Source organism: Paenibacillus sp. FSL H7-0918 (assembly GCF_038007025.1).
Taxonomy (GTDB): domain Bacteria; phylum Bacillota; class Bacilli; order Paenibacillales; family Paenibacillaceae; genus Paenibacillus_AQ; species Paenibacillus_AQ odorifer.
In genome coordinates, this window is record NZ_JBBOWJ010000001.1 from 2,403,895 (window position 1) to 2,423,851 (window position 19,957).

Here is a 19,957-nt window from a genome sequence, read left to right on the forward strand (position 1 = left end):
TGGATAATATCCCTTCTTCATTAGGCAAATGCGAGAAGAATCTTTCACCGCTAGGTTGTTCTCATCACCCTTAGGGCGGAACTATTAGCAGAGCATTCATGCTCTTGCGGTGTTCTTTTGCTTCATTTGCCATGTTATAATCATACCCCCATATTATCCTTGCGGAGAGGGTAAACGGACGAGATTTTGGCTAGCTTTGGGATGGTATAGAGCGGTTTTTTGGAGGTACACAATTGAAGACAAGCTAAAGAGCCTTCGACCCTCCTTTTATGGACGGCAAGCATTTGTGCAAGGATTATAAGGATAAAGTACACCCTGAAACTTATACTTTCTTATAATTCAAAAAAAGACCGCATCATCCGCTCGGACGATACAGTCTTCTTTACTAATCAAACTATTCTACTTCTATTAAGTAATACTCATTTTCTCTTTCTTTACCCTAGGCGCTGTTGTTACTAAAGTTTGCAGAGACAGTAAGCCGAGATCCGTTAACGCTAATGCCATCTTGTAAAAAGCCTTCGAGCGTATCTTCACGTAAGTGTCCTTACTTACCGGTGGATCAAACACATGATTGTAAATCGTATAATCGTACATCTCGTCTCTTCTCATATACCTTTCCCGTACCAGCTGCTGTTCTCTCGTATCGAGTCTCTCTACCACAGAGTCTATTGCGGAACAATAAGCTCTCCTTGCGGCGGGGATGTCCACATTGTAAGAAGCTATCGCAGCAGTCTGATCAGTTACAGTGTTAGTAGGACCATGAAATCTTTCTGTGTATGAATAAGTTGTGCTTGCTTCCTTAGCTTCAAATGTAACGGTCTTAAAAATACGGTATTTCTCCAACATGCTCTCTATAGCGACCTGGGTTCGGCGACGGTCCAACTCTGGTAAAGTTGATATGTTCATCATTTATGCACTCCTTTTGGGTTTAACTGAATGAGATTTAATTTGCGGAATTTTCCAGCCCAATGTGATAAAATAAATCTTGTTCGTATTCTGTTCGTATTTTTCTATAATATACCACTTCTTTACCAATCTCGTAAAACCGCGTTTTAGGCTGTTTTTATCGAAAAAGAGCGTATATCCCTCCATTATCTTGCCTTTTGGCAATTATATACGCTTTGTTGTTTACCTATTGGCAAAAATGGCTTATATTATTATCATAAGGTTACAGCCAATAAGGAGTGAGTTGAGATGAAACAGGAATTCGGAGATTATATGAAGCATCTTCGGGAAACAAAAGGACTCACCATTAATCAATTAGCAGCATCAGCCGGAATTAGCGGTTCGCAAATTTCCCGGATTGAGAATGGATTAAGAGGGGTTCCTAAACCAACCACGTTACGCAAAATTGCTGAGGCCACTGGCGTCCCCTACGGGGAGCTAATGGATCAGGCAGGGTATTTGCAGGACCAGACTCTTTCAAGCGATGAGGCTGTCCCAGATTGGGCTACAAGCAAAGATAAAAGAGACTTTCGAAAAATGCTAGAGGATGATGGAGAGCTGATGTTTGACGGAATTCCATTAGACAAAGAAGATAAACAGAGGATAAAAGATGTACTAACCGGATTGTTCTGGGAAGCCAAACAGATGAATAAGAGAAAAAAATCCAAAGACACTAAATAACTATACTAACATGCTGCAGGTGAAGAACATGGATGAACTGATCAATAGTCTGATTAAAAAATATAAAACCAACTGCCCGTTCGAGCTTGCCGCAGCACTAGGCATTCAAATTCGTTTCATGAATCTGGGGACTGGCACAAAGGGATTATATTATCGAAAACTAAGAAGAAGGTTTATCGTCATTCATAATGAGTTGCCTGTAGAATGGCAGCGCTTCGTTTGTGCGCATGAATTAGGACATGATCGGCTTCACAAGGGGATCAATCGCTTTTTTCTGGAGGAAAGCTCCTATTTCTCTCCTGGGAAGCTTGAACGTCAAGCTAATGTCTTTGCTGTAAAATTATTATCTTCAGGCAGAAGCCCCGAACAAGAGGAATCATGGAGAAACTATTATCTACGGATTGGAATTCCACCGGAAGTCCGATTTTTTTTGGAGGAATAATAGAACATATGTTCTTTGGCTGTATTTATATGTATATTAAATACATAACAAAAAAAGCCCTTACCGAAGTAAGAGCTTTTGAGCAGCGATTAAGCTGAGTATCGGGATGACACGATTTGAACATGCGACCCCCTGGTCCCAAACCAGGTGCTCTACCAAGCTGAGCTACATCCCGTTACTATAAAATTATGGAGCGGGTGATGGGAATCGAACCCACGCTATCAGCTTGGAAGGCTGAAGTTCTACCATTGAACTACACCCGCAAAGGTGAAAATCGGGATGACACGATTTGAACATGCGACCCCCTGGTCCCAAACCAGGTGCTCTACCAAGCTGAGCTACATCCCGTTATAAATACTATAATTGCTTAATAATAAAATGGCGCGCCCTGAGAGATTCGAACTCCCGGCCTTTTGATTCGTAGTCAAACGCTCTATCCAGCTGAGCTAAGGGCGCAAAATTATGGAGCGGACGACGGGAATCGAACCCGCGACCCTCGCCTTGGCAAGGCGATGCTCTACCGCTGAGCCACGTCCGCAATAAGTGGTGCGCGTGAAGGGACTTGAACCCCCACGTCGTGAAACGCCAGATCCTAAGTCTGGTGCGTCTGCCATTCCGCCACACGCGCATGATAATAATAAAAGTGAGCCATGAAGGACTCGAACCTTCGACACCCTGATTAAAAGTCAGGTGCTCTACCAACTGAGCTAATGGCTCGCACTTGGCTGGGGATATAGGATTCGAACCTATGAGTGACGGAGTCAAAGTCCGTTGCCTTACCGCTTGGCTAATCCCCATTGATGGTACCTCTATGTTGCCCATAATCTCTTAGGAAGATTATGGTGGAGGCTGAGGGGATCGAACCCCCGACCCTCTGCTTGTAAGGCAGATGCTCTCCCAGCTGAGCTAAGCCTCCATATCTATGGGACCCTCTAAGGGTAAGTACAAGTAAAAGTTGGTGACCCGTATGGGATTCGAACCCATGTTACCTCCGTGAAAGGGAGGTGTCTTAACCCCTTGACCAACGGGCCTTGCAAATCTGTGGAGCTCTCAACCGGATTCGAACCGGTGACCTCTTCCTTACCATGGAAGCACTCTACCTGCTGAGCTATGAGAGCATGGCTCCCCGAACAGGACTCGAACCTGTGACAACTCGATTAACAGTCGAGTGCTCTACCAACTGAGCTATCAGGGAATATCCGCTTGGCAACGTCCTACTCTCCCAGGACCCTTCGGTCCAAGTACCATCGGCGCTGGAGGGCTTAACGGTCGTGTTCGGGATGGGTACGTGTGGAACCCCTCCGCTATCGCCACCAAACGGGCATTTACAGCGTAAATGCTCAGGCTTAATCGCCTGAAAACTGAATCCGAAACGAATTTGCGTTTGCCCTTCTTACGGGGCCCCCGGAAAGTATTCGGAATTAGCTTCGCAGCTTCTTCTTCACTTTTTGGGGTATTTTTAGGATAAGCCCTCGACCGATTAGTATTGGTCAGCTCCATGCATTGCTGCACTTCCACCTCCAACCTATCTACCTCGTCGTCTTCAAGGGGTCTTACTAATTGGGAAATCTCATCTTGAGGGGGGCTTCACGCTTAGATGCTTTCAGCGCTTATCCCGTCCGTACGTAGCTACCCAGCCATGCTCCTGGCGGAACAACTGGTGCACCAGCGGTACGTCCATCCCGGTCCTCTCGTACTAAGGACAGCTCCTCTCAAATTTCCTGCGCCCACGACAGATAGGGACCGAACTGTCTCACGACGTTCTGAACCCAGCTCGCGTACCGCTTTAATGGGCGAACAGCCCAACCCTTGGGACCTACTTCAGCCCCAGGATGCGATGAGCCGACATCGAGGTGCCAAACCTCCCCGTCGATGTGGACTCTTGGGGGAGATAAGCCTGTTATCCCCAGGGTAGCTTTTATCCGTTGAGCGATGGCCCTTCCATGCGGTACCACCGGATCACTAAGTCCGACTTTCGTCCCTGCTCGACTTGTAGGTCTCGCAGTCAAGCTCCCTTATGCCTTTGCACTCTGCGAATGATTTCCAACCATTCTGAGGGAACCTTGGAACGCCTCCGTTACTCTTTAGGAGGCGACCGCCCCAGTCAAACTGCCCGCCTGACACGGTCCCCGTACCCGATTAGGGCACTAGGTTAGAACCTAGATACGATCAGGGTGGTATCCCAACGGCGCCTCCACCGAAGCTTGCGCTCCGATTTCTACGGCTCCCACCTATCCTGTACAGATCGTACCCAAATTCAATATCAAGCTGCAGTAAAGCTCCATGGGGTCTTTCCGTCTTGTCGCGGGTAACCTGCATCTTCACAGGTATTAAAATTTCACCGGATCTCTCGTTGAGACAGCGCCCAAGTCGTTACGCCATTCGTGCGGGTCAGAATTTACCTGACAAGGAATTTCGCTACCTTAGGACCGTTATAGTTACGGCCGCCGTTTACTGGGGCTTCGGTTCATAGCTTCGGGTTACCCCTAACCACTCCCCTTAACCTTCCAGCACCGGGCAGGCGTCAGCCCGTATACTTCGCCTTGCGGCTTCGCACAGACCTGTGTTTTTGCTAAACAGTCGCTTGGGCCTTTTCACTGCGGCCCCCTCGTGCTATTCACACTACCGGGGCACCCCTTCTCCCGAAGTTACGGGGTCATTTTGCCGAGTTCCTTAACGAGAGTTCTTCCGCGCGCCTTAGAATTCTCTTCTCGCCTACCTGTGTCGGTTTGCGGTACGGGCACCTTCTCCTGGCTAGAGGCTTTTCTTGGCAGTGTGAGATCATGACCTTCGCTACTACAATTTTCGCTCCCCATCACAGCCCAGCCTTAATGATGTGCGGATTTGCCTACACATCAGCCTCACTGCTTAGACGGACATCCATCAGTCCGCGTCACTACCCTCCTGCGTCACCCCATCGCTCATAGCGGATTACGGTGGTACAGTAATTTCAAACTGTTGTCCTTCGACTACGCCTTTCGGCCTCGCCTTAGGTCCCGACTTACCCTGAGCGGACGAGCCTTCCTCAGGAAACCTTGGGCTTTCGGCGGATCAGATTCTCACTGATCTTTTCGTTACTCATACCGGCATTCTCACTTGTGTAGTGTCCAGCGCTCTTTTCAGTACACCTTCAACCCCTACACAACGCTCCCCTACCCCAGATACATACGTATCTAGCCATAGCTTCGGTGGTGTGTTTAGCCCCGTTACATTTTCGGCGCAGAGTCACTCGACCAGTGAGCTATTACGCACTCTTTCAATGGTGGCTGCTTCTAAGCCAACATCCTGGTTGTCTGTGCAACTCCACATCCTTTCCCACTTAACACACACTTGGGGACCTTAGCTGATGGTCTGGGCTGTTTCCCTTTTGACAATGGATCTTAGCACTCACTGTCTGACTCCCGGCAATAAGTATATGGCATTCGGAGTTTGACTGAGCTTGGTAATCCTTGCGGACCCCGCACCCAATCAGTGCTCTACCTCCACTACTCTTATACCGAGGCTAGCCCTAAAGCTATTTCGGGGAGAACCAGCTATCTCCGAGTTCGATTGGAATTTCTCCGCTACCCCCACCTCATCCCCGCACTTTTCAACGTACGTGGGTTCGGGCCTCCAGTGCGTGTTACCGCACCTTCACCCTGGACAGGGGTAGATCACACGGTTTCGGGTCTACGTCCACATACTAATTCGCCCTATTCAGACTCGCTTTCGCTGCGGCTCCACCTTCTCGGCTTAACCTTGCATGTTAAACGTAACTCGCCGGTTCATTCTACAAAAGGCACGCCATCACCCATTAATAGGGCTCTGACTTTTTGTAAGCACACGGTTTCAGGTTCTATTTCACTCCCCTTCCGGGGTGCTTTTCACCTTTCCCTCACGGTACTGTTTCACTATCGGTCGCCAGGTAGTATTTAGCCTTAGCAGATGGTCCTGCTGGATTCATACGGGGTTTCACGTGCCCCGCACTACTCGGGATCCGTCTCGGAGAGAATACAGTTTAGGTTACAGGGCTTTTACCTCTATCGCGGGCCTTTCCAGACCTCTTCACCTACCATATTCCTTTGTAACTCCATGTGAGACGTCCCACAACCCCTAAGAGCAAGCTCTTAGGTTTAGGCTGTTCCGCGTTCGCTCGCCGCTACTGACGGAATCACTATTGTTTTCTCTTCCTCAGGGTACTTAGATGTTTCAGTTCCCCTGGTCTGCCTCTACACACCCTATGTATTCAGGTATGAGTAACTGCGAATTACCACAGCTGGGTTTCCCCATTCGGACACCCCCGGATCAAAGCTTGCTTACAGCTCCCCGAGGCAGTTTCGTTGTTCGCCACGTCCTTCGTCGGCTCCTGGCGCCTAGGCATCCTCCGTGTGCTCTTATTAGCTTAACCTTGATTCTTCCGAAGAAAAATCTCACTAATAACATTTACTTGTTTGCACAAGTTGCTAAAAGATGTTCTAAAACGCAAATTCGTTTCGGTATCCAGTTTTCAAGGATCAAGTTGAAAAAGTTATTCATTTAAAAATTTATGGTGGAGCCAAGCGGGATCGAACCGCTGACCTCCTGCTTGCAAGGCAGGCGCTCTCCCAGCTGAGCTATGGCCCCATAAAATTACTCTATAATGTTATATGGTGGGCCTTGGTGGACTCGAACCACCGACCTCACCCTTATCAGAGGTGCGCTCTAACCAACTGAGCTAAAAGCCCATATAACATATATAACATTGTGAATCAACCAATGAATTGGTTGTCCGCTTGGCAACGTCCTACTCTCCCAGGACCCTTCGGTCCAAGTACCATCGGCGCTGGAGGGCTTAACGGTCGTGTTCGGGATGGGTACGTGTGGAACCCCTCCGCTATCGCCACCAAACGCATACGAAAGAGACTTGCTCTTTCAAAACTGAACACGAGTGAGTGTTCGAACCCGAGGGTTCTATTGTGGAAGCTTAGCTTCCGATTTGAATGTTCTCATTGCAGAGAACGATTCTCCATAGAAAGGAGGTGATCCAGCCGCACCTTCCGATACGGCTACCTTGTTACGACTTCACCCCAATCATCTACCCCACCTTCGGCGGCTGGCTCCCTTGCGGGTTACCCCACCGACTTCGGGTGTTGTAAACTCTCGTGGTGTGACGGGCGGTGTGTACAAGACCCGGGAACGTATTCACCGCGGCATGCTGATCCGCGATTACTAGCAATTCCGACTTCATGCAGGCGAGTTGCAGCCTGCAATCCGAACTGAGACCGGCTTTGATGGGATTGGCTCCACCTCGCGGCTTCGCTTCCCGTTGTACCGGCCATTGTAGTACGTGTGTAGCCCAGGTCATAAGGGGCATGATGATTTGACGTCATCCCCACCTTCCTCCGGTTTGTCACCGGCAGTCACTCTAGAGTGCCCAGCTTAACCTGCTGGCAACTAAAGTTAAGGGTTGCGCTCGTTGCGGGACTTAACCCAACATCTCACGACACGAGCTGACGACAACCATGCACCACCTGTCTCCTCTGTCCCGAAGGCCGCCACTATCTCTAGTGGATTCAGAGGGATGTCAAGACCTGGTAAGGTTCTTCGCGTTGCTTCGAATTAAACCACATACTCCACTGCTTGTGCGGGTCCCCGTCAATTCCTTTGAGTTTCAGTCTTGCGACCGTACTCCCCAGGCGGAGTGCTTACTGTGTTAACTTCGGCACCAAGGGTATCGAAACCCCTAACACCTAGCACTCATCGTTTACGGCGTGGACTACCAGGGTATCTAATCCTGTTTGCTCCCCACGCTTTCGCGCCTCAGCGTCAGTTACAGCCCAGAAAGTCGCCTTCGCCACTGGTGTTCCTCCACATATCTACGCATTTCACCGCTACACGTGGAATTCCACTTTCCTCTTCTGTACTCAAGCCACCCAGTTTCCAGTGCGACCTCAGGTTGAGCCCAAGGTTTAAACACCAGACTTAAATAGCCGCCTGCGCGCGCTTTACGCCCAATAATTCCGGACAACGCTTGCCCCCTACGTATTACCGCGGCTGCTGGCACGTAGTTAGCCGGGGCTTTCTTCTCAGGTACCGTCACTCCGGTAACAGTTACTCTACCGGACGTTCTTCCCTGGCAACAGAGCTTTACGATCCGAAAACCTTCATCACTCACGCGGCGTTGCTCCGTCAGGCTTTCGCCCATTGCGGAAGATTCCCTACTGCTGCCTCCCGTAGGAGTCTGGGCCGTGTCTCAGTCCCAGTGTGGCCGTTCACCCTCTCAGGTCGGCTACGCATCGTCGCCTTGGTGGGCCGTTACCCCACCAACTAGCTAATGCGCCGCAGGCCCATCCCTCAGTGACAGATTGCTCCGTCTTTCATTCTTCTCTCAGGAGAAAAAAGAAATTATCCGGTATTAGCTACCGTTTCCGGTAGTTATCCCAGTCTGAAGGGCAGGTTGCCTACGTGTTACTCACCCGTCCGCCGCTAAGTTATTTTGAAAGCAAGCTTTCAAAATAACTCCGCTCGACTTGCATGTATTAGGCACGCCGCCAGCGTTCGTCCTGAGCCAGGATCAAACTCTCCAATTAGTATTGAAAAGAGCGATATGCTCATTTTGAAACATCTGACGAGAAAATTAATTCTCTAATTTTGGATTTCACTTGCGTGATTTCCCACTCACTCGTTGTTCAGTTTTCAAAGATCAATATCTGTCATTTCGTCGTCGTTGTTTATCAGCGGCGACCTTTATAATATATCACAGTGTTAAGCTGTTTGGCAAGTCTTTTTTTTGAAAAATCTTTTTTTCAATTTTTCTTGCCTTCCGCTTTCCTTTTACACAAGCAAAAGGAGCGCGAGATATAATTTATCATGAGCACTCCTTTTTAGTCAAGCTATTTTATTAAATAATCTGAAAACTTTATAAAACTGTAGCAATTCTCGTATATCTTCAGTGTTTATACTGAGAAGAACGCCCACCCCATGCATACTTGGAAAGCTCTTTCTGAGGAGCGAAGCGAGCATACATCCGGAATACAGTCTTATATCTATTAGCGATGGCGTGCCTGATATTTTGGTCCAAGCGCTGATCACTCAAATCTAACAGCATCTCATCTAGTTCTTTTCTCAAAACATAATCCAGTTCCTTGCATTCCTTTTCGTTAAACAACATTCCCAACATATGCTTGGCCTCCTTCATGAAGTTGCAATTAACACCTTCTCTAAACCCCCAAAACCTTTTTTGCATAATCAGTAAGTACATCTCATGGAGAAAGCTGCCTTAAGATCCTCTTACACTAGATTAACCGGAGTCCTCTTTTTATAACCATAATTATTAAAAATTCCCTTTATGGTTTCGTCTAGATTATATACTCCTTACCTTTAGGCAATCCTTGGATGAACGCCCTTAATGTTATGCTCTATTCCCGGAAGTTTTATGATAAAAGTGAAAAAGTAATTGTACTTTCAATAATGGCTGCAACAAATAACAGGATTACAGTCCATATGGAAGCCGTAAGTGTTTGACGCATGAAAGCAGACCAGTCTGCGCTTCTCTCCTCTTTTCTATCTGTAGATCGAAATAGACTTGAAATCACTTTTCCGCCAAAGTGCAGCCCAAAGGCACACGCGATAATGATTGCCGGAATCTCTATAATCCCGTGTGGCAGCAATCCTTTTACGATTAAATCGAACAAATCCTGTCCTTGCAGTGCGGATAAATGTATCAAGTAGCCAATTACCGCTCCGTTTATAAATAAGAATATAGCTGGCAATATGCCGAACAACGCTCCCAGGAAAATAATAACCACGCCCTTGATGGCGTTATTCAGAAATATAAATACAAAGAAGTTCCATTGCGGATTAGCGGTGTCTCTTAAGTTTCCGCTGATCTCACTAAGCCCTTCCAATTGCTGAACCAATAGTTTTTCCAGACTACTTGTCGCTACCCAGCCAACAACCGCTCCTATTACGAAGAGCAGACAGGATAGCAGCAAAGCCTTGCGGATCGATTTAATATCTTTAACAAACGTGAAGAACGACAACATAAATACCTCCTGAAATTGTGATCTCTGTTTCTTAGGTCATAACCGTGCGGTACGAGCATACATTTAGAACAAACAAGCATTTCGCATGGGAGAGGAGCGCTGTCATTAATGAATTCTTTTTATGTATTCAGCGGCAAAAAGATCAAAAGGTTCATCTATATCTTCGCCGCTGTGCTTCTTGCTGCTGGAGTTGTCTATGTCGAGAGGGGTAATATCACCGTTTTTTCTGAGGCTGGACCTTCTGCCATTTACAGTGTGCCAACAGAGAAGAAGCTGATTGCCCTAACCTTCGATATTAGCTGGGGGGAAAAGAGACCCGAACCAATTTTGAAGGTACTTGAAGACAAGAAAGTGGACAAAGCCACCTTTTTCCTATCGTCACCATGGAGTAAGACTCACCCGGATATTGTAACAAGCATTAAAAACGCAGGATTCGAAATTGGCAGCCATGGCCATAAACACGTCAATTACAGCACTCTAAGTAACGAAGAGATTCGCACTCAGATCACAACGGCTCACACTGTGCTTACAGAATTAACCGGTAAAGAACCAAATTTAATTCGTATGCCTAATGGTGATTTTGACAAAAGAGTTCTGCAAGTGGCCAATGATCTTGGTTACAAAGTCATCCAGTGGGACACAGACTCTCTAGACTGGAAGAACATAGGTGTAGACAATATCGTGAAGCGTGTAACGACTAAAGCACATCCTGGTGATATCGTTCTTCTACATGCCAGTGATTCCTGCAAACAAACTCACGAAGCTCTTCCGCAAATTATCGATGAGCTCCGCAGACAAGGTTATGAATTCGTTACCGTCTCTGAGCTGATCAGCCAAAGCAACGCAGAGGGTAAAGAGGTTCGCGACTCGGCCTCACTAAATAGTGCCTTAGAGGATGCTGCCGGGCTGTAACGCTCCTCCCAATCTTAGGTACCGCAATAGATGTTGGTTTTATCCAAATATTAATGACGCGGGGAAATGAGCTCCGATATGTCGGGTGTGGGGGTATTCAGCTTCGGATAGCTCAGATCCAGACTCTCCAGTGTCTTTACAACGATGGATAAGGCCAAATAGTTGCGGTACCATTGATGATTGGCTGGTATCCAGTACCAGGGTGCTTTATCAATACTTGACTCCTTAAAAACATCTACATATGCCTCTTGGTAATCATCCCAAAACTCCCGCTCCTGTAGATCACTTGCGTCAAATTTCCAGTGTTTTTTGGGATCTTCAAGCCGTTCTTTGATTTTCTTAAGCTGCTTCTCTTTTGAAATATGCAGAAAAAGCTTGATAACTGTCGTTCCCTCTTCCACCAGCATCTCCTCAAACTGCCGTATGTAACGAAAGCGGCGCTTCAAATCATCCTTTTTCAATCCCCCATGTACCCGCGGTACCAATACATCTTCATAGTGTGAGCGGTTAAATGCAGAGATGTAGCCTTTAGGGGGTGTCTTTTGATGCACTCTCCATAAGAAATCGTGAGCTTCTTCCTCCAGAGAAGGTTTCTTGAAGCTGGTCACTATAAAGCCTTGTGGATTAATCCCTGAAAAAATATGTTTAACCGTTCCATCCTTACCGCTGGAATCCATCCCTTGCAGAATTACGAGCAGTGAATGCTTTTTCTGTGCAAAAAGAATATCTTGAAGCTCTGCCAACCGTTCCTTTAACTGCTCTGTTTTGGCTTCTGCTTCTTTTTTTGATTTAAAGTTACCTGTATCGTCCGGGTCCAGCTTGTTAAGCTGGATTTCATTTGTGTCTTTTATCATATAACGCTTGATGTCCATATATTCCCCTCCTAAAAGTTTTGTAAAGCATGTGCATCATTGAAAAACTTCGTACAAAACTCACTTCGGAAGCATCTACTTAGTTTTGTGAGCGTTGCTACGCTTGTATTACTTCGTACAAAACTGCTTCGGAAGCATACGCTTAGTTTTGTAAAGCATGTGCATCATTGAAAAACTTCGTACAAAACTCACTTCGGAAGCATCTGCTTAGTTTTGTGAGCGTTGCTACACACAAAGAATCCGCTCTATTGTTCTTTAAGATTAACCTCCTCCAGCGGATTTTAATCGTTAGGATACATTCTAGAGCAAAAAACCCCGTTTTCTGAAGGCCAGAGCACGGGGTTCATGATTTGCTGAATTCGCCCCAGCCTTTATCCGGCTGCCGGCTTGAGAATACGGTGAAGCATCAAAATTTGGAATGCATTACAGGCGATGAGCGGAACAACAATAAACACTGTCGCACTATCAACACCTATACGGAGCACGCCGATAATTTCCACAATTGAAATAGCTGTCATAAAAAAGAGGGTTGGAATCCAAGCTGAGATGTTTGTACTTTTCACTTTGAAATAAGACACAATAATGGCAGCTAACAAAATAAAGATTCCTAATATTAGATCAGACAAGACACTTCTTTCCCCGCCAACGACGGTACGCAAAAAAATCAGTTCAAGCAATGCGAGCACAGAAAGCACCAGTTGTATGTATTTCCAAATTTTTGGCGGGAAAACACCATTGCCCATGTAATTTAAAATTAGATAAGCAAAAAAACCAAGTTGCGCATAAACACTGACAAGCATACCGTAGCCGAATAGTATCAGCGGGTATAAAAAGAAATCAGCGACACTTTTGAAATCAATTCGACCGTTCACGAATTGCAGTGCCAGACCTGCGATTACTGCTCCGCCCGCTCCTATTAGAAGGGTTGTCCAAAATAAATAAAACCATTTTTTTATACTCAGCCACTTCACCTCCCCTATGTCAGATTTATTTTACCAAGGATACCGACAAAACACCATTACATCAGCAACATAAATGTGTGTTAATGCGGCATAATACAACTGGAGAATCCTAATAAAGGAGGGCAGCGCCAATGAAATGGAGATTTATCGGATCTGTGGGTTTGGCTTTAAGCTTTGTTATGGCCTTAACGGCTTGCGGAAGTGAGCAGAGCAGTTCTTCTTCTGGTCAGGGCAGTTATAAAGAAATGAAGACCATGGTTATTGATATATTAAAAAGTGAAGATGGAAAAAAAGCAGTTGAGGAATCATTATCAAATTCCAGTTCTGGAGGCACCAGCGGAATGAGTATGAAAATGATGCCACTTCAAACAACAGAGGATATAAAAACCGCTGTTAAAGATACCCTCACTGCACCGGAATATCAAAAGGAAATCGAGAAAATTATGACTGATCCCAAGTTCGCAGGCGATTTTGCTAAAGCCATTCAATCACAAAGCAAAGAATTGCACCTGCAACTAATTAAAGATCCCACCTATCAAAAATCCGTCGAGGAAATCATGAAGTCTCCAGAAATGATGACCATGTTTCTTAATCTCACCAAAACACCTGACTACCGAAAGCAATCCATGAAGACCATCCAGGAATCTATGCAGACTCCATTATTCCGGATGGAGGTATTGAATTTACTTAAAAAGGTCGTTCAGGACGAGCTCGAACCGAAGGAACAGAAAAAGGGCGGCGAAAGCGGCGATAAACAGGAAGGCAGCGGCAGCGGTGGTGAAAGTGGCAGCGGTAGCGGCGATGATTCAAGCACATAACAAAAAAGAGGCCTTATCCCACCTAACAAAGTGGGACGGCCTCTTTTTATGCACAATAATTAGTGCTCATATTTCGCAATCAGCTTATCGGCGATATCAGCAAACAACAACGCAGTAGCTGTGTCTTCCTTGTATACGGAAGGTGAGAAATCCGGTTCAGAAATATGGTTGTCCGGTGCGCCCAATGGAACTTGTGCAAGCAGCTCGGTATGGAGTGTCTCCGCAAGCCGAGCGCCTCCGCCTCTGCCAAAAATATAATCTTTTTTACCGCAGTCTTTACACTCATAATAAGCCATGTTCTCAATGACCCCAATAATCTCATGTTCTGTCTGCAGAGCCATAGAGCCCGCTCTAGCCGCCACAAACGCTGCGGTAGCATGAGGGGTAGTAACAATAATCTCTTTGCTGTGAGGGAGCATCTGATGTACGTCAAGCGCCACATCACCTGTACCTGGAGGAAGATCAAGCAGCATATAATCAAGTTCTCCCCAGCCCACATCACCGAAGAATTGGCGCAGCATTTTGCCAAGCATAGGTCCCCGCCAAATTACCGGACTATTCTCACGGATAAAGAAGCCCATAGACATGACCTTCACTCCGAAACGTTCCACAGGAATAATGATTCCCTCTTCTACAACGGGTCCCTCTTCGATTCCCATCATATCAGGGATGCTAAACCCATAAATGTCCGCATCAATCAATCCAACCTTTTTACCTTTTCTAGCCAAAGCTACTGCCAAATTCACAGTAACTGTAGACTTTCCAACACCGCCTTTACCACTGGCAATGGCGATAAAGTTAACACCAGAGTTCTCATTGATTAATTCATGATCGTCAAGGCCAGCTGCATGTCCCTTAAGTTTCCCCGGTTCATCAACCAACGGCTCTTCCCCGGCACTCTCTCCGCGAAGCAGAGCACGTTCATAATCGGTTGCATCACGCAGCCGGATATGCACATTAGTGACTCCACCTGCTTCAAGCAACTCACGAACCCGTTGTTCTAGATCCATGCGACTTTGCTCTTCAGGATCCAGACATACGATTGATAAAGATATACGATCTTCTTTAATCATAATGTCACGGATCAGCTGTAGTTCCACAAGGCTTTTTCCGGTTTCCGGGTCTGTTATTGACTGCAGTATTTCCTGGATATGTTCCCTAGTCAGCATGGAAAGCACCTCTGTTTCCTTTCCGGAGGAGAATTCTTCCGGAGTTTTTGTCTATTATAGCATTACCCATCTCCTGATGAGTAGTCCCGGCTACTCGGAAGCATAACGAAGAATGCCACGATATATGCTAGTCGCTACCTTGCGTTGATAAACATCATCTCCGAGCAGAACTGATTCCTGAGGGTGCGACAAAAAACCGACCTCTACAAGGATCGCAGGTATTTTTAATGCTTTTAGTAGATAAACAGTATTTACAGTCTTAGCTACACGATCAGTATTCTCCAGTGTAGTCTTCAGCTCACTCTGTACAAACTCTGCGATAGCTTTATTATCCTTGTGATTGGGATAGTAAAAGGTCTGCGCCCCGCTCCATCGGTTTGAAGGCACGCTGTTCATGTGAACGCTTATAAAAAGATCTGCGCCCTTCTCTTCAATACTTCTTACTCTTTGCTTAAGATCTTCAGTCTTGCGCTTAGAATAGCCCTTAGTGCCCTCCTGAGCCAAATCATAATCCCCTTCACGGGTCATTACAACAATAGCCCCTGCCTGTTGCAGGTAATCACGTAAATAAAGAGAGACTGCAAGATTAATGTCTTTCTCAATTAACCCTTCCCGGCTAACTGCCCCTCCATCTGCTCCCCCATGTCCAGCGTCGATAGCGATCACTTTACCAGACAAAGGCAGACTCCAATAATTTAACGTTTTGGCAGTAGGCATGTCATACGCTATAATGCCGATCATTATAGCCAGCAGTGTCGCGCCCAGCATACATTTTTTGATACTGCTCCATGAGATCCAGACCGAGACTTTACTGTGTTTTCGGCCAGACATAACAAAGACCCCCTCGTCCCGATAGATAATACTCATCTATATGGGACAAGAAGGCCAAATAGTACTAGCTAACGATGATTAAGCTGTTACTTCTTGAGTCATGCCTTCAATTAGAATCTGCGCAACCTCAGGTCGCGTAAATTCAGGAGGCGGACATTGACCCTCCCGAAGCAAAGCCCGTACCTTTGTACCCGACAAAGTCATATGATCGTCGCCAGGATGTGGGCAGGTTTTACTGGAAGCCATATTTCCGCATTTTTTACAGAAGAAGCTGTGTTCAAAAAATAATGGAGTAATATCAAGTTCCTCAGCGGTGAAATTCGCGAAAATTTCTTGCGCTTCATAAGTTCCGTAGTAATCACCTACGCCCGCATGGTCACGTCCGACAATAAAATGGGTGCAGCCGTAATTTTTGCGAACCATAGCATGAAAAATCGCTTCTCTCGGACCAGCATAACGCATGGCCGCCGGGAAAACACCTAGAAAGGTACGATCCTCAGGATAATAATTCTCCAAAAGCGCCAGGTAGCTCTTCATTCGTACATTTGCCGGTACATCATCAGACTTCGTCTCACCCACTAGCGGGTTTAAGAACAGAGCGTCTACAACCTCCATAGCGCATTTTTGAATATATTCATGTGCTCGATGAACTGGGTTACGCGTCTGGAAGCCTACAACTGTTCTCCAGCCTTTGTCTGCAAATATCTTACGTGTAGCTGAAGGGTCAAAATAAAATTCTCCGAACTTTTCTGGCTGTGGTCTATTCAGCACTGAAATTGGTCCTCCTACATAGATAGCCGGGCGGGCCAACAGCTTACTTACTCCTGGATGTTCAGGGTCTGTTGTTTTGAATACATTTTGCGCTTCAAGGTTTTGATCAACCGTATAAATACTCTCAATATCCAAAAAACCGTAGATCTCGCCATCCTCTTCACCGATTAGAGATACCTTGTCTCCAATAGCTAACCCAGAGGCCACATCCTCTTCTACAGCAAGTGTTATTGGAATGCTCCACACTGTGCCATCTGCTAAACGCATGTTTTTGACTACGGAGTGATAATCTTGTTCATTCAAAAATCCAGTCAGTGGAGAAAATGCACCTACCGCAATTAGATCCAAATCAGATAAAGTCCAGGTGTTCACGGCAATCGCCTTATAATCACGTGCAAGCTGCAGTAATTCTTCTCTTTCTGTACCCTCTACTACACAGTTAACTAATGTTCCGCCATGCGGACGTATTGAAGTCATTATCGTCTCTCCTTCTGTGTTCTCACGGGGATAGGTCCTACTTGTGTAATCCGCACTCAGTCTTCTCTGATCCAGCCCAACGTCCAGCACGCGGATCTTCACCAGGCATAACCTGACGTGTACATTGCTCACAGCCGATACTTGGATAGTTACGGTCATGTAGAGGGTTATAAATTACATCATTTTCACGAATATAGTTCCATACATCTTCGGTTGTCCAATCCGCAATTGGATTAAACTTAACCAAACCAAATTTATAATCATACTCAACCTTTTTGGCATTAGCACGGGTAGGCGCTTGGTCACGACGAATGCCTGTAATCCAAGCTTCATATTGAGATAGGATACGAGTCAGCGGCTCTACTTTACGAATCCCACAGCATTGGTTAGGGTCTACTGTCCATAACGCATCACCGTGTTGAAGTGCTTGCTCCTGCGGAGTGATTTGTGGAGACACTCGTACGAACTCCAGCCCGTATTTATCTGCCATCAAATCTCGGGTCTCATAGGTTTCCTTAAAATGATAATCTGTATCGAGATAAAAGACGTCTGTAGACGGACTAACTTTGTGAAGCATATCAACTAGCACTACATCTTCGGCACCAAAGCTGCAGGCAAAAGTAATGTTAGGAAATGTTTCTACAGCCCAGCGGATAATTTCCTCGGGTGAAGCAGTTTCTAATTCTTCGGCCTTAACTTTGATTAAATCTTCTTTCTCGAGCAGGTTCATTAAGGTATTCCTCCATCCAAAATATTAATCGTATGAATAAATGAGGTAAAAGAAGTAATAAAACCAACTAATTCTATATGAAATAGTATATAACTTTTACTGAGGAAGTCAATGCGTTTCAACCGTTAGAATTAGTAAATAGATGCAAAAAAAGCCCATTTCTTGTGGAAAGGGGCAACAAAAAATAAAACCCTTGGCCATATGGCCAAGGGTTGAATTCTGTAAATATTAACGTTTCGAGAACTGAGGCGCACGACGTGCAGCCTTCAAGCCGTATTTCTTACGTTCCTTCATACGTGGGTCACGAGTCAGGAAGCCGGCTTTCTTCAATGCACCGCGATATTCAGGGTCAACTTTAAGCAATGCACGGGAGATACCGTGACGAATTGCTCCAGCTTGACCGGAAATGCCGCCACCATGTGCAAGAACGATTACATCGTAGTTGCCCAGTGTTTCAGTCAGGTTCAAAGGTTGTTTTACGATCATTTTCAGTGTTTCCACACCGAAATATTCGTCCATCTCACGTTTGTTAATGACAATGCGTCCTTCACCCGGTACAAGGCGAACACGTGCTACCGAATGTTTACGACGACCTGTCCCATAGTATTGTACTTGTGCCATGAAACTGTCCTCCTCTATTCTTATCCGCGAAGTTCGTAAACTTCAGGTTTTTGTGCTGCATGTGGATGCTCGGCGCCTGCATATACTTTCAATCTCAGCTTCATGTGGTCCCCTTGACGAGTCTTAGGAATCATACCATGAACCGCGAATTCAATTACGCGTTCTGGTTTAGTATTCAGCAGAGTTTCAGCATTAGTAACTTTCAAACCACCTGGGTGCATCGAGTGACGGTAGTATTTTTTGTTTTGCAATTTCTTACCGGTCAAGTGAATTTTCTCAGCGTTGATTACGATAACGAAATCTCCTGTATCAACGTGTGGAGTGAATTGCGGTTTGTGTTTGCCACGGATCAAAGCAGCGGCTTCGCTGGCCAAACGACCGAGTGTTTTGCCTTCGGCATCAATAATGTGCCAATTGCGTTCAACTTCGTTCGGCTTCGCCATATAGGTGGTACGCATGAATGTTTCCTCCTTGTTCTCGTACGAAAATCTTCTGTTTCGTATATCTTGTTTCTCATTGAATTACGATTATGTGAGTTAAGCAAAGCATTTTTTTGGCATTTTCTCGATCGGGGCTGTGGGATAGCCATCAAGAAAACACAACTTTTATATTACAGTATAAACATAACAAGTGCAAGTGATTTTTAAACATTTAGCCTATTAATCAGGAAGAAATTTATAGAAAAAACTATTCACTTTCAATCTCGTCATATTCAACACTCCACAAAGCTAACCCCATGGCCACAGCTGTTGGACCAGCATGTGATCGATCACATGCTGCCAATATTTCAGCAACCTTATCAGCAGGTATTTTACCTTCCCCCACATGGATCAAAGTCCCCATAATAATGCGAACCATGTGCTGAAGAAATCCACTACCTGTTATATAAGTATGGATAACTCCTTGATCTGATGAAGAGGGTCGGCACATACTGCGGTCTACTTCCATATGAGCTTCAAAGATCGTTCGTACATGAGAAGTCTTCGTAGACCGTCGTGATGCAAACGAAGTGAAGTCATGTGTCCCTATAATTTGCGTTAAGCCTTGCTGCATCGCAGGAATATCCAACTTCACTGGATGGTGAAGCTGCCAGCGCCGTTGAAACGGATCTGGAAACCTGTTGCCATTAATCGTGTATCGGTAAGTTTTACGCTTAGCCCCTCTACGAGAGTGAAACGTTAGCGGAACTTCCCTAGCCTCTGTAACCACGATGTCTTGTGGCAGCCGGGCATTAAGCGCTAGACACCAACGTTCAGTTGGGATTCGAGAGGAGGTTGTAAAGTTAAAAGGCTGGCCATAGGCATGTACTCCGGCATCTGTGCGGCCTGAAGCAGTAATCTTAAGCTTCTCACCTGTCAGATGGAGTATGGCTTGCTCCAGCCGATCCTGAATCGTATTGCCCTGAGGCTGGGTCTGAAAGCCATCATAATTCGTTCCGTCATAATTGACCTTCATCAATAGATTACGCATTCCGTTCTCCTTTTTAAACCGGTCAGCAGAACGTCGATCGAAGCACTGTCTGATCTTCTATTTGAAGAAATGGCTTCGCCGTCCCTAGTAGGACGGCATCCATTTTTCATATATAGAACTACAAGTCCTATAGGATCCTTAATTTCAAAAAAAAGAGCCCCTGCGGGAGCTCCTTCAATTGAACCAAGGTGATTCCCACGGTTATTAGTACAGCAGAGTCTTGCGCCTCTGCAGCACAATAACGCTGATATTT

16 protein-coding genes, 14 tRNA genes and 4 rRNA genes are annotated in these 19,957 nt (G+C 45.9%); 4 read left to right on the forward strand and 30 right to left on the reverse strand.

Annotated features, from left to right (window positions below):
- Nucleotides 1-408 precede the first annotated feature (408 nt).
- Complete coding sequence (locus MHI15_RS10830) at nucleotides 409-906, reverse strand: ArpU family phage packaging/lysis transcriptional regulator (RefSeq protein ID WP_038574900.1); 498 nt, start codon at nucleotides 904-906, stop codon at nucleotides 409-411.
- Between the two features lie 288 nt (nucleotides 907-1,194).
- Here MHI15_RS10830 and MHI15_RS10835 point away from each other — a divergent pair, with 288 nt between their 5' ends.
- Complete coding sequence (locus MHI15_RS10835) at nucleotides 1,195-1,626, forward strand: helix-turn-helix domain-containing protein (protein WP_076220514.1); 432 nt, start codon at nucleotides 1,195-1,197, stop codon at nucleotides 1,624-1,626.
- Nucleotides 1,627-1,654: 28 nt separating this feature from the next.
- Nucleotides 1,655-2,068, forward strand: coding sequence for an ImmA/IrrE family metallo-endopeptidase (locus MHI15_RS10840; protein WP_036681396.1), 414 nt, complete (start codon nucleotides 1,655-1,657; stop codon nucleotides 2,066-2,068).
- Between the two features lie 101 nt (nucleotides 2,069-2,169).
- Here MHI15_RS10840 and MHI15_RS10845 read toward each other — a convergent pair.
- The 20 genes from MHI15_RS10845 to MHI15_RS10940 form a co-directional block, all read right to left on the reverse strand.
- Nucleotides 2,170-2,243: transfer RNA gene (locus MHI15_RS10845), tRNA-Pro, on the reverse strand.
- A gap of 14 nt (nucleotides 2,244-2,257) precedes the next feature.
- A tRNA-Gly gene (locus MHI15_RS10850) sits at nucleotides 2,258-2,331 on the reverse strand.
- Nucleotides 2,332-2,342: 11 nt separating this feature from the next.
- Nucleotides 2,343-2,416, reverse strand: a tRNA-Pro gene (locus tag MHI15_RS10855).
- A 31-nt stretch (nucleotides 2,417-2,447) separates the two neighbouring features.
- Nucleotides 2,448-2,524: transfer RNA gene (locus MHI15_RS10860), tRNA-Arg, on the reverse strand.
- A gap of 7 nt (nucleotides 2,525-2,531) precedes the next feature.
- A tRNA-Gly gene (locus tag MHI15_RS10865) sits at nucleotides 2,532-2,606 on the reverse strand.
- Between the two features lie 6 nt (nucleotides 2,607-2,612).
- Nucleotides 2,613-2,696: transfer RNA gene (locus tag MHI15_RS10870), tRNA-Leu, on the reverse strand.
- 16 nt (nucleotides 2,697-2,712) lie between these two features.
- A tRNA-Lys gene (locus MHI15_RS10875) sits at nucleotides 2,713-2,785 on the reverse strand.
- Nucleotides 2,786-2,790: 5 nt separating this feature from the next.
- Nucleotides 2,791-2,865: transfer RNA gene (locus MHI15_RS10880), tRNA-Gln, on the reverse strand.
- A gap of 43 nt (nucleotides 2,866-2,908) precedes the next feature.
- Nucleotides 2,909-2,984, reverse strand: a tRNA-Val gene (locus tag MHI15_RS10885).
- A 40-nt stretch (nucleotides 2,985-3,024) separates the two neighbouring features.
- Nucleotides 3,025-3,099 (reverse strand) — tRNA-Glu (locus MHI15_RS10890).
- An 11-nt stretch (nucleotides 3,100-3,110) separates the two neighbouring features.
- Nucleotides 3,111-3,186 (reverse strand) — tRNA-Thr (locus MHI15_RS10895).
- A gap of 1 nt (nucleotide 3,187) precedes the next feature.
- Nucleotides 3,188-3,263: transfer RNA gene (locus MHI15_RS10900), tRNA-Asn, on the reverse strand.
- Nucleotides 3,264-3,269: 6 nt separating this feature from the next.
- A 5S ribosomal RNA gene (rrf, locus tag MHI15_RS10905) occupies nucleotides 3,270-3,386 on the reverse strand.
- 142 nt (nucleotides 3,387-3,528) lie between these two features.
- Nucleotides 3,529-6,455, reverse strand: a 23S ribosomal RNA gene (locus MHI15_RS10910).
- 139 nt (nucleotides 6,456-6,594) lie between these two features.
- Nucleotides 6,595-6,670: transfer RNA gene (locus MHI15_RS10915), tRNA-Ala, on the reverse strand.
- A gap of 24 nt (nucleotides 6,671-6,694) precedes the next feature.
- A tRNA-Ile gene (locus MHI15_RS10920) sits at nucleotides 6,695-6,771 on the reverse strand.
- 46 nt (nucleotides 6,772-6,817) lie between these two features.
- Nucleotides 6,818-6,934, reverse strand: a 5S ribosomal RNA gene (gene rrf, locus MHI15_RS10925).
- A gap of 124 nt (nucleotides 6,935-7,058) precedes the next feature.
- Nucleotides 7,059-8,616, reverse strand: a 16S ribosomal RNA gene (locus MHI15_RS10930).
- The 16S, 23S and 5S rRNA genes sit together here with 14 tRNA genes alongside, the layout of an rRNA operon.
- A 359-nt stretch (nucleotides 8,617-8,975) precedes the next feature.
- Nucleotides 8,976-9,206, reverse strand: coding sequence for a hypothetical protein (locus MHI15_RS10935; RefSeq protein WP_036680631.1), 231 nt, complete (start codon nucleotides 9,204-9,206; stop codon nucleotides 8,976-8,978).
- A gap of 253 nt (nucleotides 9,207-9,459) precedes the next feature.
- Nucleotides 9,460-10,071, reverse strand: coding sequence for a stage II sporulation protein M (locus MHI15_RS10940; protein WP_076138447.1), 612 nt, complete (start codon nucleotides 10,069-10,071; stop codon nucleotides 9,460-9,462).
- Nucleotides 10,072-10,179: 108 nt separating this feature from the next.
- Here MHI15_RS10940 and pdaB point away from each other — a divergent pair, with 108 nt between their 5' ends.
- Complete coding sequence (gene pdaB / locus MHI15_RS10945) at nucleotides 10,180-10,983, forward strand: polysaccharide deacetylase family sporulation protein PdaB (RefSeq protein ID WP_036680629.1); 804 nt, start codon at nucleotides 10,180-10,182, stop codon at nucleotides 10,981-10,983.
- Nucleotides 10,984-11,033: 50 nt separating this feature from the next.
- On the opposite strand, the gene MHI15_RS10950 is transcribed toward pdaB, so the two are convergent.
- Nucleotides 11,034-11,855, reverse strand: a complete 822-nt coding sequence (locus MHI15_RS10950) for a PPK2 family polyphosphate kinase (RefSeq protein ID WP_076280126.1) — start codon at nucleotides 11,853-11,855, stop codon at nucleotides 11,034-11,036.
- Nucleotides 11,856-12,226: 371 nt separating this feature from the next.
- On the reverse strand, nucleotides 12,227-12,817 hold the full coding sequence (locus tag MHI15_RS10955) for a KinB-signaling pathway activation protein (protein ID WP_038574906.1): 591 nt from the start codon (nucleotides 12,815-12,817) through the stop codon (nucleotides 12,227-12,229).
- 131 nt (nucleotides 12,818-12,948) lie between these two features.
- Here MHI15_RS10955 and gerD point away from each other — a divergent pair, with 131 nt between their 5' ends.
- Nucleotides 12,949-13,635 (forward strand): spore germination lipoprotein GerD, encoded by a 687-nt coding sequence (gene gerD, locus MHI15_RS10960; RefSeq protein WP_036680627.1) that lies wholly within the window; start codon nucleotides 12,949-12,951, stop codon nucleotides 13,633-13,635.
- 59 nt (nucleotides 13,636-13,694) lie between these two features.
- On the opposite strand, the gene MHI15_RS10965 is transcribed toward gerD, so the two are convergent.
- The 7 genes from MHI15_RS10965 to truA form a co-directional block, all read right to left on the reverse strand.
- Nucleotides 13,695-14,804: an Mrp/NBP35 family ATP-binding protein gene (locus MHI15_RS10965; RefSeq protein WP_076130012.1), complete on the reverse strand. Its 1,110-nt coding sequence runs from the start codon at nucleotides 14,802-14,804 to the stop codon at nucleotides 13,695-13,697.
- Between the two features lie 90 nt (nucleotides 14,805-14,894).
- Entirely contained in the window at nucleotides 14,895-15,635 is a 741-nt protein-coding gene (gene cwlD, locus MHI15_RS10970) for an N-acetylmuramoyl-L-alanine amidase CwlD (RefSeq protein WP_038573445.1), read from the reverse strand.
- 78 nt (nucleotides 15,636-15,713) lie between these two features.
- The gene (gene sat, locus MHI15_RS10975) at nucleotides 15,714-16,883 is read right to left on the reverse strand and encodes a sulfate adenylyltransferase (protein WP_341164415.1); all 1,170 of its coding nucleotides are present in this window, start codon (nucleotides 16,881-16,883) and stop codon (nucleotides 15,714-15,716) included.
- A 37-nt stretch (nucleotides 16,884-16,920) separates the two neighbouring features.
- Complete coding sequence (locus tag MHI15_RS10980) at nucleotides 16,921-17,613, reverse strand: phosphoadenylyl-sulfate reductase (RefSeq protein ID WP_036680616.1); 693 nt, start codon at nucleotides 17,611-17,613, stop codon at nucleotides 16,921-16,923.
- A gap of 228 nt (nucleotides 17,614-17,841) precedes the next feature.
- Nucleotides 17,842-18,234, reverse strand: a complete 393-nt coding sequence (gene rpsI / locus MHI15_RS10985; protein WP_025706574.1) for a 30S ribosomal protein S9 — start codon at nucleotides 18,232-18,234, stop codon at nucleotides 17,842-17,844.
- A 20-nt stretch (nucleotides 18,235-18,254) separates the two neighbouring features.
- Entirely contained in the window at nucleotides 18,255-18,692 is a 438-nt protein-coding gene (rplM, locus tag MHI15_RS10990) for a 50S ribosomal protein L13 (protein ID WP_036680589.1), read from the reverse strand.
- A gap of 229 nt (nucleotides 18,693-18,921) precedes the next feature.
- Complete coding sequence (gene truA, locus MHI15_RS10995) at nucleotides 18,922-19,704, reverse strand: tRNA pseudouridine(38-40) synthase TruA (RefSeq protein ID WP_036680587.1); 783 nt, start codon at nucleotides 19,702-19,704, stop codon at nucleotides 18,922-18,924.
- Nucleotides 19,705-19,957 lie beyond the last annotated feature (253 nt).